This is a genomic window from Candidatus Pelagibacter sp. Uisw_094, from assembly GCF_047729535.1.
Lineage (GTDB): Bacteria > Pseudomonadota > Alphaproteobacteria > Pelagibacterales > Pelagibacteraceae > Pelagibacter.
This window is the reverse complement of record NZ_CP159823.1, coordinates 649,670-676,446: the sequence shown is the minus strand read 5'-3', so window position 1 is coordinate 676,446 and position 26,777 is coordinate 649,670. Positions and strand designations below refer to the sequence as shown.

Annotated in this window: 32 protein-coding genes and 4 tRNA genes; 8 read left to right on the top strand and 28 right to left on the bottom strand. The window is 27.8% G+C overall.

Going from position 1 to position 26,777, the window contains the following annotated elements; translation table 11 throughout:
- Positions 1-14: 14 nt before the first annotated feature.
- Entirely contained in the window at positions 15-863 is an 849-nt protein-coding gene (locus ABXT72_RS03625) for a DMT family transporter (RefSeq protein ID WP_271523312.1), read from the top strand.
- Positions 864-1,461: 598 nt separating this feature from the next.
- On the opposite strand, the gene ABXT72_RS03620 is transcribed toward ABXT72_RS03625, so the two are convergent.
- Genes ABXT72_RS03620 through ABXT72_RS03610 form a run of 3 tightly spaced genes read right to left on the bottom strand, consistent with a single transcriptional unit; the run spans position 1,462 to position 2,435 of the window.
- Complete coding sequence (locus ABXT72_RS03620; RefSeq protein WP_415279130.1) at positions 1,462-1,740, bottom strand: methylated-DNA--[protein]-cysteine S-methyltransferase; 279 nt, start codon at positions 1,738-1,740, stop codon at positions 1,462-1,464.
- Positions 1,721-2,158: a GNAT family N-acetyltransferase gene (locus ABXT72_RS03615; protein ID WP_415279129.1), complete on the bottom strand. Its 438-nt coding sequence runs from the start codon at positions 2,156-2,158 to the stop codon at positions 1,721-1,723. The genes ABXT72_RS03620 and ABXT72_RS03615 overlap by 20 nt, the downstream gene beginning before the upstream one ends.
- 31 nt (positions 2,159-2,189) lie before the next feature.
- Positions 2,190-2,435 (bottom strand): hypothetical protein, encoded by a 246-nt coding sequence (locus tag ABXT72_RS03610; RefSeq protein ID WP_415279127.1) that lies wholly within the window; start codon positions 2,433-2,435, stop codon positions 2,190-2,192.
- 80 nt (positions 2,436-2,515) lie between these two features.
- On the opposite strand from ABXT72_RS03610, the gene ABXT72_RS03605 reads away from it, so the two are divergent.
- Positions 2,516-3,472, top strand: a complete 957-nt coding sequence (locus tag ABXT72_RS03605) for a site-specific integrase (RefSeq protein ID WP_415279126.1) — start codon at positions 2,516-2,518, stop codon at positions 3,470-3,472.
- 9 nt (positions 3,473-3,481) lie between these two features.
- Here ABXT72_RS03605 and ABXT72_RS03600 read toward each other — a convergent pair whose 3' ends face one another.
- The 10 genes from ABXT72_RS03600 to ABXT72_RS03555 form a co-directional block, all read right to left on the bottom strand.
- Positions 3,482-4,525, bottom strand: a complete 1,044-nt coding sequence (locus tag ABXT72_RS03600) for a glycosyltransferase family 4 protein (protein ID WP_415279125.1) — start codon at positions 4,523-4,525, stop codon at positions 3,482-3,484.
- Positions 4,497-4,781: a GIY-YIG nuclease family protein gene (locus ABXT72_RS03595; protein ID WP_415279124.1), complete on the bottom strand. Its 285-nt coding sequence runs from the start codon at positions 4,779-4,781 to the stop codon at positions 4,497-4,499. Before ABXT72_RS03595 ends, ABXT72_RS03600 begins: the two co-directional genes overlap by 29 nt.
- A 5-nt stretch (positions 4,782-4,786) precedes the next feature.
- A tRNA-Glu gene (locus ABXT72_RS03590) sits at positions 4,787-4,861 on the bottom strand.
- Between the two features lie 50 nt (positions 4,862-4,911).
- On the bottom strand, positions 4,912-6,606 hold the full coding sequence (gene recJ / locus ABXT72_RS03585; protein WP_415279122.1) for a single-stranded-DNA-specific exonuclease RecJ: 1,695 nt from the start codon (positions 6,604-6,606) through the stop codon (positions 4,912-4,914).
- Positions 6,603-7,550, bottom strand: a complete 948-nt coding sequence (glpX, locus tag ABXT72_RS03580; protein ID WP_415279121.1) for a class II fructose-bisphosphatase — start codon at positions 7,548-7,550, stop codon at positions 6,603-6,605. Before glpX ends, recJ begins: the two co-directional genes overlap by 4 nt.
- Positions 7,550-8,542 carry a putative transporter gene (locus ABXT72_RS03575; protein ID WP_415279120.1) on the bottom strand — a complete coding sequence of 331 codons (993 nt, stop codon included), beginning with the start codon at positions 8,540-8,542 and terminating at the stop codon, positions 7,550-7,552. Before ABXT72_RS03575 ends, glpX begins: the two co-directional genes overlap by 1 nt.
- The gene (locus ABXT72_RS03570; protein WP_415279119.1) at positions 8,542-8,823 is read right to left on the bottom strand and encodes an ETC complex I subunit; all 282 of its coding nucleotides are present in this window, start codon (positions 8,821-8,823) and stop codon (positions 8,542-8,544) included. The genes ABXT72_RS03575 and ABXT72_RS03570 overlap by 1 nt, the downstream gene beginning before the upstream one ends.
- Positions 8,824-9,062: 239 nt before the next feature.
- Positions 9,063-9,716: a hypothetical protein gene (locus tag ABXT72_RS03565; protein ID WP_415279117.1), complete on the bottom strand. Its 654-nt coding sequence runs from the start codon at positions 9,714-9,716 to the stop codon at positions 9,063-9,065.
- Between the two features lie 41 nt (positions 9,717-9,757).
- Positions 9,758-10,078: a hypothetical protein gene (locus ABXT72_RS03560; RefSeq protein WP_415279116.1), complete on the bottom strand. Its 321-nt coding sequence runs from the start codon at positions 10,076-10,078 to the stop codon at positions 9,758-9,760.
- 357 nt (positions 10,079-10,435) lie between these two features.
- Positions 10,436-10,512 (bottom strand) — tRNA-Pro (locus ABXT72_RS03555).
- A gap of 93 nt (positions 10,513-10,605) precedes the next feature.
- Here ABXT72_RS03555 and ABXT72_RS03550 point away from each other — a divergent pair.
- The 3 genes from ABXT72_RS03550 (at position 10,606) to ABXT72_RS03540 (ending at position 12,911) form a co-directional block, all read left to right on the top strand.
- Positions 10,606-11,154 carry a zinc-ribbon domain-containing protein gene (locus ABXT72_RS03550; RefSeq protein WP_415279115.1) on the top strand — a complete coding sequence of 183 codons (549 nt, stop codon included), beginning with the start codon at positions 10,606-10,608 and terminating at the stop codon, positions 11,152-11,154.
- Positions 11,155-11,158: 4 nt separating this feature from the next.
- A complete protein-coding gene (gene nhaA / locus ABXT72_RS03545; protein WP_415279114.1) occupies positions 11,159-12,331 on the top strand; it encodes a Na+/H+ antiporter NhaA in 1,173 nt (390 codons plus the stop codon).
- Between the two features lie 67 nt (positions 12,332-12,398).
- A complete protein-coding gene (locus ABXT72_RS03540) occupies positions 12,399-12,911 on the top strand; it encodes a glutathione peroxidase (RefSeq protein ID WP_415279112.1) in 513 nt (170 codons plus the stop codon).
- Here the strand turns inward: ABXT72_RS03540 and ABXT72_RS03535 are convergent.
- The 11 genes from ABXT72_RS03535 to rarD form a co-directional block, all read right to left on the bottom strand.
- On the bottom strand, positions 12,900-13,679 hold the full coding sequence (locus tag ABXT72_RS03535; RefSeq protein ID WP_415279111.1) for an MBL fold metallo-hydrolase: 780 nt from the start codon (positions 13,677-13,679) through the stop codon (positions 12,900-12,902). The two genes, ABXT72_RS03540 and ABXT72_RS03535, sit on opposite strands and share 12 nt — an antisense overlap.
- Positions 13,679-14,443 carry a TatD family hydrolase gene (locus ABXT72_RS03530; protein ID WP_415279109.1) on the bottom strand — a complete coding sequence of 255 codons (765 nt, stop codon included), beginning with the start codon at positions 14,441-14,443 and terminating at the stop codon, positions 13,679-13,681. The genes ABXT72_RS03535 and ABXT72_RS03530 overlap by 1 nt, the downstream gene beginning before the upstream one ends.
- Positions 14,436-15,977, bottom strand: coding sequence for a methionine--tRNA ligase (metG, locus tag ABXT72_RS03525; RefSeq protein WP_415279108.1), 1,542 nt, complete (start codon positions 15,975-15,977; stop codon positions 14,436-14,438). Before metG ends, ABXT72_RS03530 begins: the two co-directional genes overlap by 8 nt.
- Positions 15,978-16,226, bottom strand: a complete 249-nt coding sequence (locus ABXT72_RS03520; protein WP_415279106.1) for a hypothetical protein — start codon at positions 16,224-16,226, stop codon at positions 15,978-15,980.
- A 128-nt stretch (positions 16,227-16,354) separates the two neighbouring features.
- On the bottom strand, positions 16,355-16,909 hold the full coding sequence (locus tag ABXT72_RS03515; protein ID WP_415279105.1) for an AAA family ATPase: 555 nt from the start codon (positions 16,907-16,909) through the stop codon (positions 16,355-16,357).
- A gap of 4 nt (positions 16,910-16,913) precedes the next feature.
- Positions 16,914-17,207 carry a hypothetical protein gene (locus ABXT72_RS03510; RefSeq protein ID WP_415279104.1) on the bottom strand — a complete coding sequence of 98 codons (294 nt, stop codon included), beginning with the start codon at positions 17,205-17,207 and terminating at the stop codon, positions 16,914-16,916.
- Positions 17,149-17,526, bottom strand: a complete 378-nt coding sequence (locus ABXT72_RS03505) for a dTMP kinase (protein WP_415279103.1) — start codon at positions 17,524-17,526, stop codon at positions 17,149-17,151. The genes ABXT72_RS03510 and ABXT72_RS03505 overlap by 59 nt, the downstream gene beginning before the upstream one ends.
- The gene (locus ABXT72_RS03500; protein WP_415279102.1) at positions 17,519-18,670 is read right to left on the bottom strand and encodes a D-alanyl-D-alanine carboxypeptidase family protein; all 1,152 of its coding nucleotides are present in this window, start codon (positions 18,668-18,670) and stop codon (positions 17,519-17,521) included. The genes ABXT72_RS03505 and ABXT72_RS03500 overlap by 8 nt, the downstream gene beginning before the upstream one ends.
- Complete coding sequence (locus ABXT72_RS03495; protein ID WP_415279101.1) at positions 18,663-19,382, bottom strand: hypothetical protein; 720 nt, start codon at positions 19,380-19,382, stop codon at positions 18,663-18,665. Before ABXT72_RS03495 ends, ABXT72_RS03500 begins: the two co-directional genes overlap by 8 nt.
- Before the next feature lie 28 nt (positions 19,383-19,410).
- Positions 19,411-20,412 carry a lytic murein transglycosylase gene (locus ABXT72_RS03490; protein WP_415279099.1) on the bottom strand — a complete coding sequence of 334 codons (1,002 nt, stop codon included), beginning with the start codon at positions 20,410-20,412 and terminating at the stop codon, positions 19,411-19,413.
- Complete coding sequence (gene rarD / locus ABXT72_RS03485; RefSeq protein ID WP_415279098.1) at positions 20,399-21,280, bottom strand: EamA family transporter RarD; 882 nt, start codon at positions 21,278-21,280, stop codon at positions 20,399-20,401. The genes ABXT72_RS03490 and rarD overlap by 14 nt, the downstream gene beginning before the upstream one ends.
- 92 nt (positions 21,281-21,372) lie before the next feature.
- Between rarD and ABXT72_RS03480 the strand changes: the two genes are divergently transcribed.
- Positions 21,373-21,462: transfer RNA gene (locus ABXT72_RS03480), tRNA-Ser, on the top strand.
- On the opposite strand, the gene ABXT72_RS03475 is transcribed toward ABXT72_RS03480, so the two are convergent.
- Positions 21,463-21,729: a succinate dehydrogenase assembly factor 2 gene (locus ABXT72_RS03475; RefSeq protein ID WP_415279097.1), complete on the bottom strand. Its 267-nt coding sequence runs from the start codon at positions 21,727-21,729 to the stop codon at positions 21,463-21,465.
- A gap of 24 nt (positions 21,730-21,753) precedes the next feature.
- On the opposite strand from ABXT72_RS03475, the gene ABXT72_RS03470 reads away from it, so the two are divergent.
- A complete protein-coding gene (locus ABXT72_RS03470; protein ID WP_415279096.1) occupies positions 21,754-23,805 on the top strand; it encodes an ATP-dependent DNA helicase RecG in 2,052 nt (683 codons plus the stop codon).
- Here the strand turns inward: ABXT72_RS03470 and ABXT72_RS03465 are convergent.
- Positions 23,802-24,416, bottom strand: coding sequence for a DUF502 domain-containing protein (locus ABXT72_RS03465; RefSeq protein WP_415279095.1), 615 nt, complete (start codon positions 24,414-24,416; stop codon positions 23,802-23,804). The two genes, ABXT72_RS03470 and ABXT72_RS03465, sit on opposite strands and share 4 nt — an antisense overlap.
- 124 nt (positions 24,417-24,540) lie before the next feature.
- Here ABXT72_RS03465 and ABXT72_RS03460 point away from each other — a divergent pair, with 124 nt between their 5' ends.
- A complete protein-coding gene (locus tag ABXT72_RS03460; protein WP_415279093.1) occupies positions 24,541-25,368 on the top strand; it encodes a M48 family metallopeptidase in 828 nt (275 codons plus the stop codon).
- Between the two features lie 20 nt (positions 25,369-25,388).
- Here the strand turns inward: ABXT72_RS03460 and ABXT72_RS03455 are convergent.
- Positions 25,389-25,464 (bottom strand) — tRNA-Lys (locus tag ABXT72_RS03455).
- A gap of 200 nt (positions 25,465-25,664) precedes the next feature.
- Positions 25,665-26,777: a tRNA guanosine(34) transglycosylase Tgt gene (tgt, locus tag ABXT72_RS03450; RefSeq protein ID WP_415279092.1), complete on the bottom strand. Its 1,113-nt coding sequence runs from the start codon at positions 26,775-26,777 to the stop codon at positions 25,665-25,667.

Below are 26,777 nucleotides of genomic sequence, written 5' to 3'. Positions count from 1 at the left end.
AGTAACCTCAATTAATGAAGGCAATAATATTAAATGCATCAGCATGGATGATAGTCCCAGTTATGGATGCCTTTGCAAAGCATTTAACTGCCACTATGCCTGTATTACAGATAACATGGGCTAGATATTTTTTCACAGTTGTTTTTACAGCTTCGTTAATGCTATTTTTTTATAGGGAAACCCTTGTTTGGAGTAAAAGGCCTATTTTACAATCAGTTAGAGGTGTAATACTTGCTTTTTCTACCCTATGTTTTTTTTATTCTATATCAGTAATTTCACTGCCAAAAGCTTTAACATTAGCATTCGTTGCTCCAATAACTTGTACGGCACTGTCACCTTTTTTTCTCTCTGAAAAAGTTGGAATTAGAAGATGGACTGCAGTTTTGATAGGATTTTCTGGAACTCTTATAGTTATTAGGCCAGGTTTTATAGATGTAAATTTAGCTACTTTAGCTGCATTAGCATGTGGGATTTGTTATGGGTTTTATTTGGTAATAACCAGAAAGCTCAGTACTTCAGACAACTCGCTTTTAACCCTCTTATTTACAGGGGTAGTAGGGTTACTCATATTTAGTTTATTTATGCCATCTGTATGGGTTAATCCAAGCCTTAACGAGTGGTTTATGATGGCCATAATAGGCCTTATAGCCTCTGTAGCGCATCTTTTTATAATTTTATCATTAAAATATGCTGATGCATCTAAACTAGCTCCATTAGGATATACAGAGATTATTACTAATATCATTATCAGCTATTATTTTTTTAATGAATTACCTGATAACTGGACTTACCTTGGTTTATTTATAATTGTTCTTAGTGGATTATATATCTCAAGGAGAGAAATTTACATTAAATCAAATTAATTAGGTATCACTTATTTACTAATACTTAATATTATACATTAATAGTATATCTTAAACTATTGAAATTATTAGTTTAAATACGATACTATAAATCTATAAAATTATATTTAAAATATAAAAATATTTAATAAATAGTTAAATTATAGTTACTAAAAATAGGCCTAAAATAAATAAAAGTAGCATAAATCTTCTTTTCTATAGTTGAAAAAGCGAGAATTGAGAAATTTTAATTTTTTAGAAATTAATTAGAATACTTATAGTAAGATAAAATGGTGATTTAGTATTGATATTAAATGCTTATTTCAATTAATAGGCTAGTTTAGTGAAAATTAGATTATTTATTGGATAGAATAGGGGGTTAAAAAACCCAGTAAAATGGTGTTTTTTACTATCTCTAGAAACGTTGCTATTGTTGACAAGTAGAGCAATGCAGTATGAGAATATGCCGTTTAAACGTCCATAGGATAGCCTATTTTAGCTGAAAGTTCATTTGCAGTACAACTGAAGGATGCATTATAGCAATTAGACAAAAATATGGCTAAATAGAAAAAAAGTCTTTAATACCAATAGTTTTTTACGTTTTTTAAGGTTAAAAGTACTATTTTATAAAGACCTTTTCTAATCTCAATAAACGTCGTTTTTGATGGATTCCACCTTTTCCAGAGTATCCGCCGAGGCTTCCGTCAGATCTGATTACCCTATGACAAGGTATTTTAGGAGGATAGGGGTTTTTACCCACTGCATTAGCAACAGCTCTGAATGCCTTAGGTTTTCCAATGGCTTTAGCAACTTCTAAGTAGGTCTTAACTTTGCCTTTGGGTATTTTCTTCAAGTAATTCCAGACTTTTAGCTGAAACTTAGTTCCCTTTAAGTTCATAGAGTTCAAATCCAGTGTTATTGGCTATTTTATCGTATAATTTCTTTGCATTTTCATTTGAAGAGTGGGTGATCCAACGAATTCCATTCCAATTATTGGCTTTAGATAATGATTTTAGGTGACTAATGAGTTTTTGAGCTATTTTTTGACCTCTAAATTCTGGCTTTACAAACAAATCGTCTAAAAAACCAATATATTGGCCCTTAATTGGTCTTGGCATTGTTCTGTAATGGGAAATTCCAACGATTTTACCCTCTAATTCAAAGCAAATAGCATTCACATCATGAGCCTCATCATGAATCCAGCTCCAAACAGTGTCTAAAACCCCTGAATCCATTGGGATTTTATAGAATTCAGCATAATCATTGTATAATTTAGCCCAATTTTCCTTATCTTTTTTTTCTAATTTCCTAATCATTTACTTTAATTTAATTATATAAAATACTGAATTAATTATGTTTTTCATCAATATTATAACATTCTGTCCAGTGCTTGTTTACTGTGTACCTGTAAAGTTTGTTATTTTTTTCTAAAATAAATCTAATATTGTAATCACCTGATCCAGTATATCCTAAAATTCTTGCATTCTTTATTGCATCTTCACATATATCAGAATTTATTTTTTTAGTTTCCTTGGCTGATAATGCTGAAGTATTAATTATTAATATAATAATAAGTGTAAATATTTTTTTCATATTTTTAATTTATTATATTGACTATTAAAATCACTTAATATATTACTAACGATAATTAATGGTTATCAATAGTAATAAGTATGAATGAAATTATAACAGATATAAAAGCTCTACAGGAAGAAACATTATTAAATTTACAAAGCTCAAAAGCAAACAATACCGTAAGAGCTTATAAATCAGATTTTAATGATTTTGGATTATTTTGTACCAAAAATGGTTTTAAAACTTTACCATCAGAACCGAAAATTGTATCTCTGTATTTAACATACTTATCAACTAAAGATGCTAAAATGAGTACTCTAAAGAGACGCTTAGTATCTATAGGAGTTATTCATAGGCTAAAGGGCCATTATCTGGACACTAAGCATCCATCCATTATTGAAAATATAATGGGCATAAAACGTCGAAAAGGGAGTATTCAAAAAGGAAAAAAACCATTATTAATCAACAATTTAAAACAATTAATTAATGTAATAGATCAACAAAATAAACAAGATATTAAAAAGTTAAGAGATAGATCTATAATATTAATTGGTTTTTCAGGGGGATTTAGAAGAAATGAGATTGTATCACTAGATTATGATGACCTTGATTTTGTTGAAGAAGGTTTAAAAATACAAATCAAGAGGTCTAAAACAGACCAATATGGTGAAGGTTTCGTTAAAGCACTGCCCTACTTTGATAGCTCTAAATATTGCCCAGTTATTTCATTAAAAAATTGGATAGAAATATCAAAAATAAAGTCAGGACCTTTGTTTAGGAGGTTTGTAAAAGGTTCTAAGTTATCAGATAATAGATTAACCGACCAAACAGTAGCGTTACTCATTAAGGAATACTTAAAACTAGCAGGGATAGACAGCAAAAATTACTCTGGACACAGTCTAAGATCAGGATTTGCAACATCGGCTGCTGAATCGGGTGCTGAAGAGAGAGGTATTATGGCTATGACAGGTCATAAATCAACAGAAATGGTAAGAAGATATATTAAGGAAGCAAATCTATTTAAAAATAATGCTTTAAATAAAATCAAAATTTAATACGTGGAATTACTTTAAAACAGATCCTCTTATAGAATCAATTACTTTTGAAATATATGAGTGAGTATAATTAAAGTTAGTGTAATTTTCTTTTTGTATTTTAAGTAAGTTTTTTTTATTTTGAATTAACTTATCAATTTCATTATAAATACATTTAACAGATAGTACTTTTAATTTGATAGCACTTTTACAAGTTTCTGGAAGTCCACCTTTATTACTTATTATTACAGCGGAACCCCTACTAGATGCTTCTAAACTGGATCTTCCAAATGGTTCATTCCATCTTGAGCAAACTACTGAAATGCTTACTTTTTTTAAATAATTTAAAATGAAGTTATTATCTTTAAAACCCATAATTTTTAATCTTGAGTGATCAAAAAACAAATCTTCTCTAGGCTCATCACCAAATACAACACCCTTCCATTCCTTATGTTTATCTAATATTTGAATAATGGCCTTACCGAATAAATCATAACCTTTTGATTTATTGAGTTTACCAACAAAACTTATAATTTTCTTTTTTTGGATAAAATTAATCTTTGGCTTATCAGAGGATTGATAACAAATAGAGATGTTTTTAATATATTTCTTATTTGAAATGTTTGTAAAAAATTTTTGTTTAGACCATTTACTATTGAAAACTATTTTATCAACATTTTCTAATAAATAAATTCTTTCTTTTAAAGATTTTGATCCTTTCATTTCAAGTGGATTATTATGAAAATATAGAATGATTTTATTTTTATAATATTTACTAAGTAATCTGATATAATGAGGTCTATTATGTATTTCTAATAGATCTGACTGATTTTTTTTATCTTTTAAAATAAAATTTTTAATAAATCTTTTACTTGTGCTTTCATAAAACTTAGAATTTAGTTTAATATTAATATAGTTGTTTAATAAAATTTTTTTATAGTCAGTACTGCCAAATATCTTGATACTCTTCAAGTATTTACTCTTTTTTACAGTTTGACTTATGAACAATGATATTGAGCCTGCATAATTTGGTGAAAAATTTTCTTTATATGGAAGCAGTATAGAAATTTTCATTTTTTTTAATATAATCAAGTTTTAATTTAGATCTAAGTTTATAATCTTTTTTTAATTTATATTCTTCACTTAAAGCTTTTGATCTAGAGTTATATTTCTTATTATAAATTAAAGTCCATTTTCTACCTTTTGTAAACTTTGCTCCCTTTGAGGTATTATGTAATTTTAGTCTGTTATCTAGGTTGTTTGTCGACCCAACGTAGGATATTAATTTTTTTTTAGAATTTGTTAACAACAAATATACACAATATCTCATATTAATGGCGGTCCCTGGGGGAATCGAACCCCCCTTTGCAGGATGAAAACCAGCTGTCCTAACCGATAGACGAAGGGACCACGTTGAGATCTTTTATTTTAAAAGTCATTATTTATCAAGCGCAATTAACCTATAAGAAGAGGTCTCTAATAGTTAATTGAAGTGTTTTTTTGTTATTCCATATATTTTCATTGATCTGACCTATTACATTAAGGCTATTTTTATAACTCATTAAGTGTTCACCAATCTTAGTATTAATAGAATTAAAGGATATTGATTTAATTGAAAATCCTGTTTTTGATCTTAATATAGAAGAAATATGTTTGTTATTTAACACTATAGGCTTAATTATTCTTAAATCTCTTAATAAAAATGTTGGTACAGGGTTTCCTGTACCGAAGGGTTCTAATTTTTTTATATTATCATAAAAATCTTGATTAAATGCTAGTGATGAAATTTCTGATTCATATGAAAATGTATTATTATTTACAGTATTGGATTTTAAAAAATCCTCTAATATGTAATTTTCAAAAGTTTTAAGGTTTTCTCTATTCAACGTAAATCCTGCAGCCATATTGTGACCACCACCATTTACAATTATACCTTTATCTAGTGAATTTTTAATTACACGACCAATATTATAGTTATAAACTGATCTAGCAGATCCTTTTAATAATTCATTAGACGTGGTTATAACAATAGTTGGTTTATTAAAATAATCTTTTAATCTTGCTGCAATAATTCCAATTAGACCTTCGTTAATATTTGGATTATAATAAATAACCACGTCTTTATTTTCTTCTTCAAGTTTTTTAAAATCAATTTCATTTAATACTAAGGTTTCAATTTCTTTTCTTTTCTTATTCAATTTAATCAAATAAATAGACCTATCTTTGATAACCTGATCATTATTAGAAGATAATAATTCTGTAGCATATTCAGATTTACCTAATCTACCACCAGCATTTAATATTGGACCAATTAAATAACCTAGATCATTAATATTAATTTTATTTTTTTTATTATTTAAATCAAACAAAGTGCTCAAAGGTAAATTTTTTGTTATATCGAAATTTTTAAGAGCATTCAGTGCAATTAATCTATTAAGTTTTCTTAAAGGCATCACATCACACACTGTAGCCAATAAAACATAAATTAAATAATCCTTTATATTAATTTTATTTTTGATTTCTTTAATTAATAAATCTAAAAAAAAATAAGAAAGAGAGGTTGCACATAAATAGTCATACTCTTTATAACCATTATTTTTTTTTGGGTTTATAATTGAGTTTGCATTTGGAAAAGGCTTATTAATTTCATGGTGATCAATAATTAAGGACTTTATTTCATTATTATTTAAAAAATCTATTGCTTCATTAGATGTAGACCCACAATCAACCATTATAATCAATTTAGGTTCTTTTAAGATTAGTTTTTGGAATAATTTTTTGGTAGCTCCATAGCCATCTTTTTCTCTGTCAGGGATATAATAAAAAAATGGGTGATTTATGCTTTCTAAAAATTTAACAAATAATGATGTAGCAGCAGACCCATCCACATCATAATCTCCTAAAATACATATTTTTTCATTGTTATTTATGCAATTAACAACAAGCTTAATAGATTGATTGAAATCTTCATTGTTTAAAAAAACGTTGTTTAAATCTAAATCGGTATTGATTGTTGCAATTTCATCATCTTCAAATTTTCTTGAAATAATTAGTCTAGATAAAATGTCACTAAAATTAAAATCTTGTTTTAATTTATTAACTAAATTTTGATTAATTTTTTTTTGTTCCCACTTCTTACCTGAAACAGAAATCATTCTTCAATAAGATTTGTTCTTTTTATCGTTTCTTTAAATTTTAAACTTTTGTGTGTAACTAGTGTCTCTGTTGTATATTTATTGTCATTAATTTCGACTCCACTTAACATGTCACTAGAAGTAATACCTGTTGAGCAAAAAATTGAATCACCTTTTATAATTTCATTTAATTCGTATTTTTTATTCAAATCAGTTATTCCCATCTCTTTTGCATCTTTAATATCTTTGTCGTTATCAAATATAAATCTTCCTTGGAAATGGCAGTTAAATGCATCAAGAGCTGATGCTGCCAAAACTCCTTCAGGACCACCTCCTACACCTAGAAATATATCAACATTATATTTTGGATTTGTCACATACAATGCACCAAGAACATCACCATCAGTAATTAATTTAATATTAATGTTTAGCTGTTTTAATTCATCAATTATTTTTTTATGTCTTGGTCTATCCATGACACATGCTGTGAGTGATGATAAATCTTTCTTAAGAAAATCAGCCAGATTTGAAGCATTTCTTTTTAAAGGAAAATCTAAATCAATTAATCCTTTTTCAATTGGTCCAGTTGCAATTTTATCCATATAAGTTTCTGGTGCATTAAAAAGATTTCCTTTTTCAGCAATTGCAATAACAGATGTTGCTCCAGGTAAATTATTTGCTGCAAAATTTGTTCCTTCTAAAGGATCAACAGCAATATCAAAATAGGGTCCATTTTTATTTCCAAGTTTTTCACCTGTAAAAAGCATAGGTGCCTCGTCGAGTGAACCTTCACCAATAACAACTTCACCATTCATATCAATTTTATTTAATTCTGATCGCATTGCGTCAACAGCTGCTTGATCTGCTGCGATTTTATCTTTTTTTCCAACTAAATAAGATGATGCAAGAGCTGCTTTTTCAGAAACTTTTAAAATTTGATCAACATATTTTTTATCGATAGCCATTAAACTTTTTCGTCAATTGACTTAGTAGAATTTATCACATTTTCAAATTCTCTTAGACGTTTATAAACACTTGCTAATTCTATGATGGTAGGCCAGGCTTTTAACAAGTATTGCATAGAACCTTCTACTCTTCCAAAGGCTCTTATTATTTGCTGCATAACACCTAATGTCACTACACCAGCAACAATTGCTGGAGCTAAAAAAACGTATGCTGATAAAACATTGGCCTGTAAATAAGCCATACGACCAATATTAAAATATAAATACCTTGTATAGCTTAAAAAGTGAATTGAACGAACGTCATCAAATAATTCATTTATTGTTTTAGGTCTAACGTTACCATCATCTTCAGCTACTACTAATATTTTTCTGTATGCAGCCTCTTTTTTTTGTAGATCATATTCCACTCCAACTAAACGTAATATCCAACCTAATCCTATCAAGAATGCTGTACCACCCAATGTCCAAAGCAATGCGCCGGTTATTAATCCATATTGCCAATCACCAAAAAAGAAGATTGGTATTCCAACTGATAGCCCTAATAGAATTGGAGTAAATTGTATTAATACCATGACTGATTCAATAAAACTTGTACCTAGAGACTCCATAATACGGGTAAACTTAATTGTATCTTCTTGAACTCTTTGTGATGCACCTTCTATTTTACGGGCTCTATCATAAACAGAATGATACCATTCCACCATCGCAGTTCTCCATCTAAACAAGAAGTGTGCTGTAAAAAAACTAATTACAACGTAAAGAGCTATATATATTCCAGCTAGTGTAATAAATGATGCTAAATTTGCCCAGTACTCTTCAATTGTGATAGCGTTGGGTTTAGCAAGTGCTTTTTGAATCATATCATAAAACACACCAAACCATTCATTTATTTTTACATCAATTTTTACTTGAACCCACAATGATGATAAAATTACAAATGAACCTAACCAAGACCATAATTGCCATTTTTTTTCTGTAAAAAATTTAAACATTATTTTAGAAAATTATCTGCATATGATTTTTTAACAGTTTTTCTTTTTTGAGGTTCAATTATTTCAAAATCAATTTTATTTTTTTTTGCATAATCTATTGCTAATTCTTTAGAAGGAAATTCTAGATTTAATTCTGAAAAAGTATTAGTGCTTGTCTCCCAACCCATCAAGGGATTAATGCCAGTATTTTCTGTTTCAAATTCAATTAACCATTTGTCTGATTTACCTAAACCAGACTGCATTGAATTTTTTGTAGGTATATAAATTTTTGCTTTTTTCATAAATTGGTCGGGGCGGCAAGATTTGAAACTGGTAATCATTTCGCCTCGATACGTTGTTATATAACACTTCAACCCCTGTTAGCAAAGATCTAGTTGTCACTTATGCCTATTAAATAAGGGTTGTATTTATTATGATATCTCAAATTGAGACATCGCTCACCGTACTTTTACCGTACCTTTTTTTTTGATTATAAAATTAGGTTTTTAATGGGGTCGCAGGTTTCTACCCTGCTGCCCCTTTAATATTTATTACCTTTCGTAATATTATCTTTAATAAATAAGGCTTGTAAATTTAGGTAATGATTTGCTTCATGCATACGATTAAATTTAAATTTTGAAATAGGCTTAATATGATCAAGTGACCAAATTTTTCCATAATTTTTCCAATTCATTCCTTTTACAAAAGTTTTTTCTAAATGATTTTTTAATTCTTTTTTTGTGCAACCAGTATCTTTTTTAATACTAGAGTATTTATTTTCACCTTTTTTTGTCAAATAACCCCATAATCTTGAACGTAAATTATGAAGTAGTCTATAAATAGGATCATTTTTTAATCTTTTGTTCACTTGTTTTGTTGAGTTTTTAATATGTATTTTTCTACCTCTCTCAGTTGAATAATATGCCAAATATTGCGCATTAAGATATTTCTTTCCTTCATCAGTTTGACGAAACTCTTTTTGTTTTATGTATCCTTTTTTTCGATTTATTTTACCTTTAGTTGTTAATTCATATCTTTTTAAATGTATTTTTTTACAATCCATACAAACATTTCTACTAGTTGATCTTTCAGCTATATGTCCACGCCTACATTTTTTACCTGTATAGAATCTTTTTAAACCTTTAATTAAAGCTTCTTTTCGAGAGATTATTTTTTTGTTTTTTATAATAGTCATAAAATTGGGTGGTAAAAATCATCACCACCCTTTTTCATATTTTAGTTAACTGTATCTTTAACTGGATACTCTCTATTAAACTGAAGATTCCCTATCAATATCTGTTGATATTCCTCAATTCTGATCTTTCTGTGAGCTGACTTACCTTTTGTGATAAATCCCATTAAAAATAACTCACTCACTATCTTTCCTGCTCTAGCTCTAGAAAATCTAAATTTTCTTGCTACTTCTGTAAAGGTTGGTGAGTAATGTTTGTCTAGCGAAAATGCTAGAATATATTTTAATACATCAAACTTAATTTTACTTAAGTAGATATATTTTTCTTTGTTATTACTTTCTTGGTTAAATTTAATATTTAACATGGTTGATCTCCTTTTTGTATCAATCGAGCCAGTAGTGAACTGTTGTGTCTATCTGATGATGTAAATAATATATGAACACTGCAAAAATATTTCAAGAAATAATAAAAAGAGCAGTTGATTGTTAATCAATTGGTCGAGAACAACAAAATATTATCGTTGGTTTATTTGAGTTTTTTTTAAAAAAACAAAATCTATAAGTGAATTATGTTTCCATGTTGCAACATGAAAATTAAATCCACCTATGAGTTGTAATTAATTTTTTTTTGGATTTTTTTTGCCGAATTCTAATTTTTTAATAGATCGTTAACTCATTTACCGTACCTTTTACCGTACCCTCCCCCAGAAGTGTTGGGAGAGTGGTCGGGGCGGCAGGATTTGAACCTGCGACCCTCTGGTCCCAAACCAGATGCGCTACCAGGCTGCGCTACGCCCCGATTGAGGTACTAATACATTAGATATTGATAATTTCAAAGAATAAAGAACATCAAAAATAAGGCTTTTTTATAAGAATCAGATATACATCAATTATGATCATTACTTGTAATAATTGTAATAAAAAATTTGATATAGACTCAAATTTGATTCCAGACAAGGGTCGTTTGTTGCAGTGTGCCAGCTGTAATCATAAATGGTTTTTTAAAAAAGAAGTTCTTAAAAACACTGTAAGCCCAATTGTTGAAGATATAGACAATGATAATGTTAATGTTTTTGATCAAAACAACCCTACTAACAACGATGAGATCAATCCATCAGATCTATCAAAGGATCAGGTTGAAATAGATACAGTTGAAGAGCTTAATGAAAAAATTGAAATTTATAAAAAAGAGGAAACAAAAAAAAATATTGAGGTTAATATAAATGAAGACATACCCGTTATATCCAAACCCAAAAAACCAAAAAAATTTAAGATATTAAATTCTTTTATTGTAGCAATTATCTCATTCGTAGCTTTTATAATTCTTGTAGATACATTTAAATATCCTATTGGAAAAATTGTCCCAAATATTGAATTTATACTTTATAATCTTTATGAAAGTATTAAAGATATCTCATTATTTATTACAGATTTAACATAAAATTATGATTAAAAATCTTTCAAAGCCTTTTAAATGGTTTTTTCAGCTAGAAGCAGCAAGTGGTCTTGTATTGTTAATTGCTGCAATTATTGCTCTTGTAATAAGTAATTCTAGTTTTAGTAATTTATATTTTGACACATTAAACCAATACCTGTTTGTAGGTATTAATGATTTTGGTTTAAAACTTTCGGTACATCACTGGATCAACGATTTATTGATGGCAATTTTCTTTTTCTTTGTAACGTTAGAAATTAAACGAGAATTTATTCAAGGTGAGCTTTCTAACTTAAAAAAAGCGTTACTTCCAATTATTGGAGCTGTTGGAGGAATGGTAGTCCCTGCTCTAGTCTATGTTTTTATAAACATTGGTAATTCTGAAACATTGAATGGTTGGGCAATACCATCGGCTACAGACATAGCGTTTTCACTAGGAATTTTATCTTTACTTGGTTCAAGAGTTCCAATTTCTTTAAAAATCTTTTTAACGGCCCTTGCTATTATTGATGACCTTGGTGCGATATTGATTATTGCTTTTTTCTATTCTGGAGATTTAAGCATAAGCTATTTGAGTTTAATCTTAATCTCATATATTTTATTACTTACTTTAAATAAATTTGGTGTTAAAAAGTTTATTCCCTATTTAATAATTGGTGCCTTCATGTGGTTCTTCACATATAAGTCTGGAATTCATGCAACAATAGCAGGTGTTCTTTTAGCTACGACCATACCTCATAGAATTAAAGACAAAGATTTCTCTTTATTAATTAAACTTGAGCATGCAATCAGTCCTTATGTTGCTTTTATGATAATGCCTATATTTGCATTCGCTAATGCAGGTGTATCTTTAGAGGGATTATCATTAAATTCATTATTAGAACCTGTTCCATTAGGTATTCTTTTAGGGTTGTTTGTGGGTAAACAAGTTGGTGTTATGGTTATATCTTTCATTGCTGTAAAATTTGGTGTGGCTCAAATGCCAGACAAGTCTAACTGGTTAAGTCTATATGGAGTTTCAATATTAACAGGTGTTGGTTTTACAATGAGCCTATTTGTTGGAAACTTAGCCTTTGCTGAAAATATTCAGTATATAGATGGTGTAAAAATTGGTGTTCTAGCAGGATCTTTACTGTCAACATTATTTGGATATTTTATACTATTGTATGCCTCTAAAAAGTAAGCTATGTCCCTGAAAAAAGTTAGCCATGTACTACAAATATAATTTTATAATTCTAATAATCATATCTATGTTTACATTTTTTGAAAAAGTTGATGCTAAATACGAAAAGATATTTTTTGATCACACAATGAAAGATATTAACAGTGAAACTATGGATTTAAATCAATACAAAGGAAAAACTATACTTTTAGTGAATGTGGCTAGTAATTGTGGATTCACTAAACAATATTCAGGCCTTCAAGAACTTTATGAAAAGTATAAAGACAGAGGTTTCTATGTAATTGGTGTTCCCTCAAATCAGTTTGGGGGGCAAGAACCAGGATCAAATTCTGAAATTAAGGATTTTTGTGAAACTAATTTTAATATTACATTCCCAATAACTAACAAAACAAACGTTAAAGGGGATGATGCGCATGATTTATATAAATGGGCAAAAAAAAATTTTGGTAACTCGACTGTTCCTAAGTGGAATTTTCATAAAATTTTAATTAATAAAGATGGAAAAATACAGGATACGTTCAATTCTTTTATTACACCGATGTCAGATAAAATAACAAAACAAATAGATTTAATTCTCTAAATTAACAGTCATACCATCAAAACCAGGAATAATATTTTTAGGCAATCTTTTCTTAAGTTTAGAATAATCTAAGTCACTATGCATGTTTGTTAAAATAGTTTTTCTAGGAGTTAAGATTTTAACTAATTCCAAAACTTGATCTAGATTAAAATGTGCTGAATGATTACGGTACCATAAACAATCAATAATTAAATATTCTAAATTTTTTAATTTTTTGTAATCTTTTTTAAAGAATAAACTAATATCACTTGCATAAGCTAATTTTTTATTAATCAAATAGCATATACTTTTAATATTACCATGCTGAACTGGAATAGATTCTATTATAATTTTTTTATTTTTATTTGTAATTTGATGTTGTTTTTTAAGACTATTAATATTTAAAGTTGATGGATAACCATAAGATGATTTAAAACAATATTTAAAAGTTGAAAGTAAATATTTCTTGGTATTAGAGTCTGCATAGACTGGAATTTGTTTCTTGTTTATTAAAAAAAATGGACGAAGGTCATTAATACCATGTGTTTGATCTGCGTGAAGATGTGTGTAAAAAACTTTACTAATAGTTCTAATTTTATTTTTTAGAAGTTGTGACCTTAAATCTGGTGATGTATCTATTAGGATATTTTGATCATTAAATTTGATTAAAGCAGAACATCTTGTTCTAAAATTCTTTTTATTTTTTAAATCACAATCACCAGAATATCCATCTGCTCTTGGTACGCCCATTGAACTACCACTACCCAAAATGACAAATTTAAGAGACATTATAGGTTGAAAAGTTTATCAAAATTTTTTGTAGTTAAATCTGACATTTCCTGATTAGTCTTTTCTTTTAACATAGATAATTTTTCTAGAGTATACTTGATAAAGCTTGGTTCATTTTTTTTTCCTCTCATAGGTATAGGAGCTAAAAATGGGCTATCTGTTTCAACAAGCAGTTTATCTAAAGGAATATTTTTAAAAGTTTCCTGAAGGTCTAAACTATTTTTAAATGTAATTATTCCACTTGCAGAAAAAAACGCATCTAATGCAAGCAATTGATTTGCAAAATTTAATGAACCAGTAAAACAATGCATTAAAATTTTTAATTTTTCTGATTTATATGATTTTAGGATATCATATGTTTCATCCTCAGCATTTCTAGAATGTATGATAATAGGCATATTAAGCTCTATAGAAGCCTCTATATGGGCTTTAAAGCTATCAATTTGCCTTTTCTTGTTGCTATGATTATAAAAAAAATCTAAGCCAGTTTCACCAATACCAATAATTCTTTCATTTTGATTTATTTGATTAAATATATATTTTTTATCAATTAAAATACTTTCCTCGGTCTCATGAGGGTGAATACCAAACGTTCCATAAATCATTGGATCTAGTTTAATGATATTTTTGATTCTATCAAAACTTTCTACTGTAGTGCATATTGTTAATAGTTTTGAGATACCAACTTCTTTAGATCTTTTTATAACATCACTTAAATTCTTAAGTAAAGGTTCATGATCTAAATGACAATGAGAATCAATCATTTTTCTTTTCAATTTTTTTAAATAAAATATCTATTTTGTTAATAGGTTTTCCGGATACAAGATAGTCATGTTTTGCAATAGATTCAAAATTAATTCCATCTACATTTAAATTAAAAATCTTTAAGGCTTTTTCTATTGAACTTGGGATTATAGGATAAAGCATGAATGAAATTTTTCTAATCATTTCTAAAGATGTGTAGACAATTGTATTTAATCTGTCTTTATCATCTTTTTTTTTCCAAGGTTCCTGGTCATTAAAATACTTATTTGCTTCAAATAAAGCACTAACAATAAAATTAATATAATAATTAATATTTTGATTATCAATTTCAGTACGTATTGCCGTTAAATTATCAGTAAATTTATTTAGCATTACTAAATCTTCATCGTTAAATTTTTTATTGTCTGGTACAGATGAGGAGCAATTTTTCTCAGCAAATGCAGTAACTCTTTGACATAAATTTCCATAATTATTAGCTAAATCACTATTGATACAATCCTCTAACCTGTCTTGTGAAATGTTACCATCATTACCAAATGAAACTTCTTTAATTAAATAATATCTTAAGGGATCAAGACCATAAATTTCAATAATATCTAATGGATCAAGAATATTTCCTTTTGATTTGGACATCTTTTCATCACCAGATAAAATCCAACCATGACCATAAATTTTTTTAGGTAAAGGTATTTTTGCAGCCATTAAAAATGCAGGCCAATATACAGAGTGAAATCTTAATATATCCTTACCTATTAAATGAACAGACGCAGGCCAAAATTTTTTAAACAGCGCATCATTTGTATCTGGATAGTTTAAAGCGCTTATATAATTAGTTAGAGCATCGAGCCAAACATAAATTACATGATCTGGACTGTTAGGTACCTTGATTCCCCAGGAGAATGCTTTACGACTTATAGATAGGTCTTTTAATCCACCTTTTACAAAGCTAATTACCTCATTTTTTCTAGATTTTGGTGAAATAAAGTCAGGATTTTTTTCATAATAATTTAGTAATTCATCTTGCCATTTAGACAGCCTAAAAAAATAAGACTCTTCCTCTATCCATTCAACTGGTGAACCAGATGCAGTTGCTATTTTAATGTTTTCTTTTTCAGTAATTTCTTCATCACTGTAGAAAGCTTCGTCAGAAACAGAATACCAGCCCGAATATTTCGATAAATAGATATCATCATTTTTTTTAAGCTCACTCCATAAATGTTGAACTGTTTTTTTGTGTCTCTCTTCGGTAGTTCTAATGAAATCAGTATTAGATAAATTTAATGTTTTTGAAAGATCTCTAAATGTTTGACTAATTTCATCACAAAAAGTCTGAGGATCAACATTTCTTTTCTCTGCTGCTCTTTGTATTTTTAAACCGTGCTCATCAGTACCTGTTAAAAAATGCACATTAAAACCATCTATACGTTTAAATCTAGCAAAAAAATCAGCAGCAATGCTTGAATATGCATGACCCATATGAGGTTTCGCTGATGGGTAGTAAATTGGAGTCGTGATATAGTAATTTTTATCCATTTATAATAACTTTGATTTAAACTCTAAAAACAAACTTTCATCATCTAAATTAAATTTTTCTGTATCGTAAATTTTTTTTATATATTTATGATAAAAATTAATTAATGAAATCTTTGTATTTGTTATCATGTATTTTTTTAAAAAGAATAACTCAATTAAGTTTATTAATAAAATTTTAATAGGTTTATTTTTCTTGTAATAATTATTTTCTATTATTAAGTTTATAATACTTGAAATAGTATGATCCATTAAATTAATTGATTTTTCTTCTGCAAAATTAAATAAACTAATGATTTCACCAGGAGAATTATAATAACTTAGTAAGTCATAATTAACAAATTCAAGTACATTTTTTTCAAGTATTGAGTTTGAGATATTTAAAACTTATTAAATGTTAAACTAATCTTAAATGTTAAACATCGTGATTTGAGAGTTGGTAGTATATTTTTTTCACTATTGTTTATTAAGATAAAAAAAACATTTTTATTTGGCTCTTCAATAATTTTAAGTAGTGCGTTAACAGAATTCTTATTCAGATTTTCAACATTATCTATTAAAATAAATCTTGCCATATTATTAAATGTTGATTTATTTGTGTAATTAATCATTTCACGTATTTGACCTACATCAATGCTTTTTTTTTCAGTTAATAGATCTATTAGATAGAAATTAGGATGTGAGTTATTTTGTAAAAGTTTATAGGATTTATTATCCTTATTGATGCTAAAATTTTCTAAGTTATATTTGTACTCCTCATTTTCGGATAAAATATAGTTGATTAAATGATAGGCTAATGTTGATTTTCCTGATCCTTTTTTTCCAGATAGTAAAATTCTATTAGGTATTTTTTTCTGTTTATATAGTCCAACTAACTCGTTAAAGAAATTTTCCATACCGTAAACCTTAGTGTTTTCTGATGGTTTTAAATTCATAAATCTAAATTAAATCGTTAATTTTATTTAATATTATATTTTCATTAAGATTTATATCTAGATTTGAATTTATTTTAATATATTTTTTGGGATTTTTTTTTAATATTTTTATAAAACCATTTTGTACCTTTTCATAAAACTTACTGTTAAATTTATCGTATCTGTTAAGCTTTTTTCTTAGTTTAAGTCTTTTTTTCATATTTGATAAATTAACAGTATTCAAAAATGTAAAATCAATTTTAATATTTCTTAAAAGATGATTGTTGATATTTTGTATAAATTTTAGGTTTACACCCATCCCATAATGTTGATAAGCAATTGTCGAGTTCTGAAAATCTATCTATCAGTATGATTTTTTTACCAGCATTTTGTCTTATAATTTCTATATTTTCACTTCTTGCAGAAAGATAAAGTAGTAAATCAGTTTCTTTATTAAATGTAGACTTGTTATCTAGAATAAGATTTCTTATTTTTTCTGAATTTTCACTACCACCAGGTTCTCTAATTTTAATAAATTTAATTTTTTTACTTGTTAAATAATTTGCAATTTTTTTTATGTGATGGGATTTACCAGTACCCTCAATACCTTCAAATACTATTATTGGTTTTTTAGACATCGCCCCAAATTAAAAAATTAATTGATTTCATTAACCTTGAAAAAACATTCAATTTTTTAACATCTTCATAAGCAAGTAAATCATATTCTTCAATTAGTTCACCATCAAAGGTTAACTTTAATTTTCCTAAGATATCATCTTTTCTAATAGGAGCTTGAATTGGACCATTATAATTCAATGATACTTTCAATAGTCTTTTTTTTGCTTTTGGAATAGTTTTATAGATATCATTTTTTATATAAGTTTTAACAGTATCTTTTTTACCTAACCAAACATCTATATCTTCTATTGGTTTGTTTGCTTTTGTGATTTCAACTAAGTCAAAATTAGTTAAGCCCCAGGTTAAAAGTTTAGCACTTTCCCGAGATCTATCATTTTTAGTATTGAAGCCACTACCTACTGCTATTAATCGTCTTCCATTTCTTTCTACAGATGACGCTAGTGAATATTTTTCAACAGCTAAATAACCAGTTTTGATTCCATCTGCTCCTAGGCTTTTATATAATAGGGGATTTCTATTACCTTGAGTAATGGGGTCACCCCCTGTTCTATCCCAAGTAAATTCTTTTTCTGCAAAATACTTATATTCTTCAGGAAATTCTTTAATAAGATATCTGGACATAAGCATAATATCTCTTACCGTTGATACGTTTTCGGTATTATTAATACCTGATGAATTAGCAAAATTAGTATTATCCATTCCTAATTCTTTAGCTTTAGCCGTCATCATCACAGCAAATTCATCCTCTGTACCAGCTATACCTTCAGCTAACGCAACGCATGCATCATTACCAGATGCAATAATTATTCCTTTAAGTAAATTTTCCACACTAACTTCATCACCAACCATTATGAACATTGAAGAATAGCCAGCTGACGAAAGTCTCCAAGCATTCTCGGATACTAAAAATTTTTCATCTAGATTTAAATCACCACTTCTAATTAAATCAAACGCAATAATGGTAGTCATAATTTTTGTCATTGATGCTGGATAGATTGATTTATCAGCATCTTTTTCAAATAATATTTCACCTGAAAGATAGTCTTGTAATATTACTGTTCTAGCCTTTATATCAAACGCAGCATTAGAATTAGCCGTTACTAAGAGTGTCAACAAAATTGTTATAAGTCTTAATTTAATCATTTTTTATAATTTCGATATTTTCAAATTCAAGTATGCTTATATCATTAAATGATTTTTGTAGAGAGTTAATGTTATTAAAAGGACCAGCATATACTCTGTATTTTTTTTGATTAATTTTTTTGATTTTAGCATCCCTAATCTTTGTTTCTTTAATGATTCTATCAACTAGCAATAATGCCGTATCATTAAAATAAAAATCAGCTATTTTTATTTTGTAAGAAAATTTTTTACTTAATTCATTTTTGGTATTTTTTTCTTTAATGTTAAGATCGCTAATATTGATATTATTAACCGGAGCCTTGTTGGCAACTCTTTTTTCTTCTTCAAATGTTTTAGCTCTTTTTGCTATAAATAGTGCGTCTTCTAGTATTTCTAAAATTTCTACATAAGGTTCATTTTCATTTAACTCTATTTCATCTGCTATTCTCAATGATAATACTGCATTATTAAATAAGGGATAATCAGCATTACTACCAACAGTGGCTATAACAGATTTATTATTTAAAATATTGGTAATTTTAACAATTGTATTTTTTTTTAAATTTTTTTGAAAAATAACTAGACTTCGTTCGTTAATTTTTTTTGAAATAATCTTATTGTCATAAAACTTATCACTATAAATAAGACTAAATCCTTTGTTTATAAATGGATTATCCAATGAATTAGAAATTGTATTTTTTGTTAAGTTAGTTGCTGTACAGTTATTTAGCAAAATGAAGCAGCATAAGATTAATAGTTTCTTATAAAGCATTTTCAAATTTTTCCTTTAATGTACATACTGCTAGACCAAATCTTAGGGATCTATTCCATTGTAGTATTTTTTCATAATTTTCAAAAACTATATAGGCTGGATCTAAATTTTGAGCATCAGGTATAATATCTTTATCTGGTGTTATTATTGAAGCAATCAAATTTTCGTCAACAACATTAAAACTATCCTCATTAATTAAATATTTTTTTAATAGTTTAAACTTATTTTTATTGTGAAGTTTTTTTGCAGATGTGTTTAATATATTGTTAGGTATATTTTTTTTTAATTTGACTTTTATGAAACAAGGTTGGTTTTTCTTCCATCCTATTTTATTTATATAGTTAGCTGCAGAAGCAAATGAATCTATAGTTGATTTAAGCTCAATAATGTTATTTTTATCATAGTCTATCGCATAGTTGTCTATAGTAGAGGGCATAAATTGAAAAAAACCGAAAGCTCCTGCCCATGAACCATATAAAATATCATGGTCTATTTTCCCTGCATCTATTAATTGAAGAATTGTAATTAACTCATTAGTAAAAAAATCAGATCTTCGTTGATCATAACTTAAAGTTGCAAGAGATGATAATATATCCATTTTTCCTACATAAGTTCCAAAATTAGTCTCTATCCCCATCAAAGCTAAAAGTAACTCTTTCTCAACTGAAAATTTATTATCTATCATATTTATGAAATCTTTATTCAATCCATAAAGTTGAGCACCCATATTTACTTTTTGCTTAGAGGTTCTCTTTGTTATGTAAGTTTTTGTATCCTCATAGAACTCAGGTTGAAAACGGTCATATTTTATCACCTTGGGTAAAAATACAACATCAGACATTGCTAGATTGAATGTCTTTTCTGAAATTTTTTTTTCTAAAGCATAAACTTTAAAATTTACCAACCACTCGTTAAATTCTCTTTCATTTGCATTTAATGTTCCGTGGATAATTGTGAAAAATATAATTATAAAATATTTAATTATTTTCATATAAATCTTTTAAATAAATAATTACAGCAATCCATATTAAAATGAAACTTAATGATTTATCGAAAGAAAAAGCCTCATCATAATAAAAAAAGCCTAATAAAAACTGAAATGTTGGAGTTATATAGAATATCATTCCAGTGGGTCCAAGACCACACAGCTCAACACCTCTTACGTATAGAAATAGAGGTATGACAGTCATTGGTCCAGCTAACATTAATATAAACATCAACGAAGGATCATTTAAACTAAAGATATTTAGATTATTTTTAAAAAGTAAAAAAAATGCAAATAAAGCAAACGGCAATATGAAAAGACTTTCTATTAAAAGGCCAACATCAGTATCAACATTAACTTTTTTTCTAAGAAGGTTGTAAAAACCCCAACTTAGAGCAACAATTATTCCAACCCAAGGGATTGAGTGAAAACTTTTAAATAAGAGAAATAATATAGATAACAAAACTAGCAGTATGGAAAGACCTCTTCTTTTATTTATTTTTTCACCATAAAAAATATATCCTAAGAATACACTTAAGATAGGCATAATAAAATAACCAAAACTTGCATCAATAATTTTTTCTGTACCTACAGCATAAATCCAGGTTGCCCAATTTATAAAAATTAATAAGCTTGAAAAAAATAAATAAATTATGCTCCTTTTATTTTTCATAATTTCAAAAAAAACATCCAATTTAGAAAAATAAAAAGTAGTTATTATTAAAACTACAGATGTCCATACGCAACGATGGATCACTACCTCTATAGACCCGGCAAAAGAAATATATTTGAAGTAAATAACCCCAATAACACCCCACCAAAAAGATCCTAATGCAGTTAATCCTATACCTTTATTGAATTTTTGCTTTTCCATAGTAATAAAATTATACCTATTAAATGATTATCTGTTTAATTTATCAATTTTATTGTTGAATTAAAAATTTATAATAATAAAACGTTGCTAACGGAGAGATGGCAGAGCGGTTGAATGCACCGGTCTTGAAAACCGGCAAAGGGGCAACTCTTTCCTGAGTTCGAATCTCAGTCTCTCCGCCACTATTCACAGACATATTTATAATTTTTAAAAATTTCCGAAACTTTATTTAGCTTAATTTGAATTGTTAAATTTTGACCTTGATTAAATCTATAAAGATTTTCATCATCACAATCCAACAAATCACATAAAAACTTTAACTCTTGTTCATTAAATTGATCAATATATTTTTTAGTAAATGAACCTAGCAGTTTATCCATTTCTTTTGTGCCTCTATAGTTGGCTCTATAAATTATTTTATTTTTTAAATCCTTTATATTAATGGTCATAAAAATTATTATATTATACCTAACATGAAAAATAAAAATAATTACGATTATTTATTGGCAGATCTTACTAAATTAAATGGGGTGGGCAAAAAAACCATGGAAATTTTGAAGAAAAAAAAAGTAAATAATATTTTTGACTTACTTTGGAGATTGCCTAAATCTTATACAGACAGAACGCTTGTTAGTAAAATTTGCGACCTCCAAATAGGTGTTATTCAAACTATCAGAATTGTTCCTCTAAAATATCAATTTCCAAGAATCCGAAACTTACCAAATAGAGTAAATTGTATTGATGAAACTGGAAAGATTGATTGTATATTTTTTAATAGTCATGAAGGATATGTGAGGAAAATTTTACCGTTAAATGAAGAGGTGACAATTAGTGGTAAGATAAGTAATTATAAAGGAAGATATCAAATAACAAATCCCACGTATATTTCACAAGACAGCTCTTTAATTGAAAATATTGATAATAAGTATTCGTTAACAGATGGAATTACTGAAAAAACTTATAATAAAATCATTAATCAAATATTAAAAAACTTACCTGTTTTAACTGAGTGGCACGATAAAGACATATTAAAAAATTTTAATAATCAAAGCTGGAATGAGTCAATAATAAAATTGCACGATCCAAAAAATATTGAAAATTACAAATCTGATTTCTATAAAAGGCTTGCTTATGATGAAATACTGGCGTCATTTTTAGTTAATTCAGAAATTAGAAAAAAAATAAAAAAAATAAAAAAAGTATCAAAAAATTTTACTGAAAAAGCCCATAATAATATAGTTAATAAATTAGATTTTACTCTTACTAATGATCAAAAAATTTCATTAAATGATATCAATAATGACCTAAATTCTAAAAGTAAAATGTTTAGACTTTTGCAGGGTGACGTTGGAAGTGGCAAAACTATTGTTGCATTAATTTCTTCTTTAAGTGTTATTAGTTCAGAGTTCCAAGTTGCATTAATGGCCCCTACTGAAATATTAGCTAGACAACATTATAGTTTGGCAAAAAAACTATTTCCTAAAAATATTAAAATTGAATTACTTTCCAGTAAGAGTGAAAATAGTGAAAAAAAAAGAATTGTAAAAGAATTAGAAAACAATGAAATTCAAATGGTTTTTGGCACGCATGCAATTTTTCAAAAAAAAATAGTTTTTGCAAACCTTGGTTATATTATAATTGATGAGCAGCATAAATTTGGAGTTAGGCAAAGAAAACTTTTATCAGATAAGGGTGGTGATAATTGTGATGTTCTTTTAATGTCAGCAACGCCAATTCCAAGAACCTTAACTATGTCAGTCTATGGTGATATGGATGTTTCTATTATTAAGGAAAAACCAAGTAATAGAAAAGAGGTTAAAACTTATAGTAAATTAGAAAGTAAAATAGATGATGTTATTAATTTTGTAAAAAAAGAAATTAAAGAAGGAAACCAAATTTTCTGGGTATGTCCCTTGATAGAAGAATCAAAAAAATTAGATCACCAATCGTCAGTTACTAAATACAAATTTCTTAATGAAATTTTCCCAAATAACGTTGCATTACTTCATGGAAAAATTGACAATGAAGAAAAAGAAGAAATATTGAATAAATTTTTAAACAAAAAATATTCAATCTTAGTTTCAACCACAATTATAGAAGTTGGTATTGATTTTCCTAATGCCAATGTAATCATAATAGAAAATGCTAATAAATTTGGATTATCACAGTTACATCAATTAAGAGGCAGAGTTGGACGTGGAACAAAACAAGCTAGTTGTATATTGATGTTTAAGTCTAATTTAACTGTTAATGCTAAAAAAAGAATAAATATCTTAAAGAATTCCAATGATGGTTTTGAAATTTCAGAAGAAGATATGAAGTTAAGGGGCTTTGGTGATTTGCTTGGGTTTAAACAAAGTGGGGTTAAAAATTTTAGATTGGCGGACCCTATTCAAAACGAAGACTTATTTTTAATGGCAGAAAAACAAATTAAAAAAATAGAATTAGAAAATACTGATATTGAAAAATATAAAGCATTACTCAAGTTATACGATCAAGCAGATATAATTAACGATATGGTTTAGCTTTTTGGTTTAGAGGTTCCCGCCGAAACTATAAATTTTGACGCTTCTTCAAATGTCATATCCAAATAAATCAAATCTTCTTTTGGTATCATTAGCAGAAAGCCACTTGTTGGGTTGGGCGTTGTTGGAACAAAAACATTAACCAAGTTAATATTTGTTTTAGCTTTAATTTCACCTGTATTTTCTTTAGTGGCAAAACCCACGGCCCAAGATCCCTTTCTTGGATACTCAACTAGCACTACACTTTTTTTATTACCCTCTTGCTCTCTAAAAGAATCTGTCATTTGTCCAATCGCAGAGTAAATAGTTCTGAGTATGGGCATTCTTTTAAATAAATCATCAATTATTTGTAAAAATTTTTTACCTATAAAGGTTAAAGAAAGGCCACCAACAACTGTAATAAAAATAATTGTTAAAACTATTTCAATACCTGGAATTGCATATGGAAGATAAGTATTAGGATTTAATCCTGATGGTACTAATTTTGTTGAAAAATTTATTAAGAATTTGCTTAGATAAAGTGTAAACCCAATCGGTATTAAAACAATTACACCTGTGAAAAAATAGTTTCTTAATTTAAGAGCTAATGATTTTTTTTTCTTAATAGGCATAGATAATTTAGCTATAACTTGAATAAACAACAAATGAAACAGCTATAATGAAAAGTGTAACTAAGATTTTATTGTTTAAATTCATAAAAGTATATATTTATATGATTATCAAAATTTTAATAAAATGAATAGAAGAAAATTTTTAAATTATGTTGGGTGCGGATGTTCAGGCTTGATGTTAGGTGCTTGTTCTACAGCGCCAATTACTGACAGAAGGCAATTAAAAATTATACCTGAATCTAAATTAAACGCTCAAGCAGCTCAAATTTTTGAAAAGGTCAAAGAAAAAGAGAAAATGAGTGATGACACTAAAACACTAAATGAAATTAAAGATATTGGAAAAAGAATGGAAGACTCTATATCTGAATATTTTTATAGAGTGGGTTTAAACGATCCTACTGTTAATTTTGATTGGGAGTATATTTTAATAGATAATAAAAAAGTTAAAAATGCTTGGTGTATGCCTGGTGGTAAAATTGCTGTGTACACAGGAATACTTGATGTTACAAAAAATACAAATGGTCTTGCATCAGTCATGGGTCATGAAATTGCACATGCTGTTGCTAAACATTCAGTTGAAAGAGCTAGTAGAAGTGCACTTTTACAAACTGGAACATCTTTGATTGATATTTTTTCAGGTGGAAAATTAGGACAGATCAATCAAGCAACTGGCATGAACACTGTAGGACTATTATCCCAAATAGGTATAATGAATCCTTTCTCAAGAACCCAAGAAAGTGAGGCTGATTACCTGGGAATGATTTTTGCTTCATTATCTGGTTTTGATATCAGGGAAACTAAAAAGTTATGGGAAAGAATGAAAGCAGAAAATAAAGGCAAAGAACCCCCTCAATTTATGAGCACACACCCATCTTCCTCTAAAAGAATAAAAGATTTATCAGAATGGGAAAACAGTGTCATTTTAGACTATCCACCGATTACGATTAGTTAATATTTTAGAGATTATTTTAGTGGTGAGCCCTGATGGACTCGAACCATCGACCCATTCCTTAAAAGGGAATTGCTCTACCAACTGAGCTAAGGGCCCACATATAAATTAATGAAGTTAAGATAAATGTTTTTTTTTATTTAATTTTAAAAAAAAACTTTTGGTGAAGTCTTCCTTAAAATTTTTAAATTTCTTTACACTTAAAAATCTAAACAATAAAAAAATATCAAACTTGAATAATTTTTATTACCAAAAAACAATTATTTATTCCATAACATCACAAATTGCAAATATTTAAATTACAACTTATCAATGTATTCATCATGAAATTTATCAAATGTACCTTTTTTAATATTTTCTCTAATAGAAGACATTAATTCTTGATAAAAGTTGATGTTATGTAAGGTTAAAAGTGTAGAACCCAGTATTTCATTCGTATTAAATAGATGATTTAGATAGTTTTTTGAATACTTGTTAAGATTTAGATTTGAACAATTTGGATCAAGAGGCTCATTGTCATTTTTAAATTTATTATTTTTAATATTTATACGACCTTTCCAGGTAAAAGCTAAACCAGTTCTTCCAGATCTTGTAGGCATTACACAGTCAAACATATCAACACCTCTCTTAACAGCCCCTAGAATATCAGCTGGCGTCCCCACACCCATTAAATATCTTGGTTTATCATCAGGCATAATATTTTTTAAATCATCCAGAACACTAAACATTTCATTTTGACTCTCTCCTACTGCAAGACCTCCAATCGCATAGCCATCAAAGTCAATTTTGATTAACTCATTAAGAGATTTAGTTCTTAAATCTTTGAATAAACCACCCTGGACTATTCCAAATAAAGCTTTGTGTGGGTTTAAACCAAAAGCTATTTTAGATCTTTCGGCCCAATATATGGATAGTTCCATAGATTTATTTATTACATCATAATCGGTAGTTTTTTTGGGACACTCGTCCATAATCATAACAATATCAGAGTCTAATCCTTTTTGAACTCTTATGCTTTCTTCAGGACTTAATATGAATTTTTTACCATCTACATGAGAGTTAAATATTGCACCTTTTTCTCTGTCTACTTTGTTTAATTTTGAAAGTGACATAACTTGAAACCCACCAGAATCTGTAAGTATAGGAAGCTTACAATTCATAAACTTATGAAGTCCTCCTGCAGAAATTATTCTATCTACACCAGGTCTAATCATTAAATGATAGGTGTTAGATAGTATTATTTCAGCACCAGTTTTAATAACATCATCAATAAGGCAAGCTTTTACAGTTGCCTGAGTACCGACAGGCATAAAAGCTGGTGTTTGAATGTTGCCTCTATGGGTTTCAATAATACCAGTTCTGGCAAATTTATCATTTTCAATGACATTAAATTTAAAATTTTTTAATGTCAT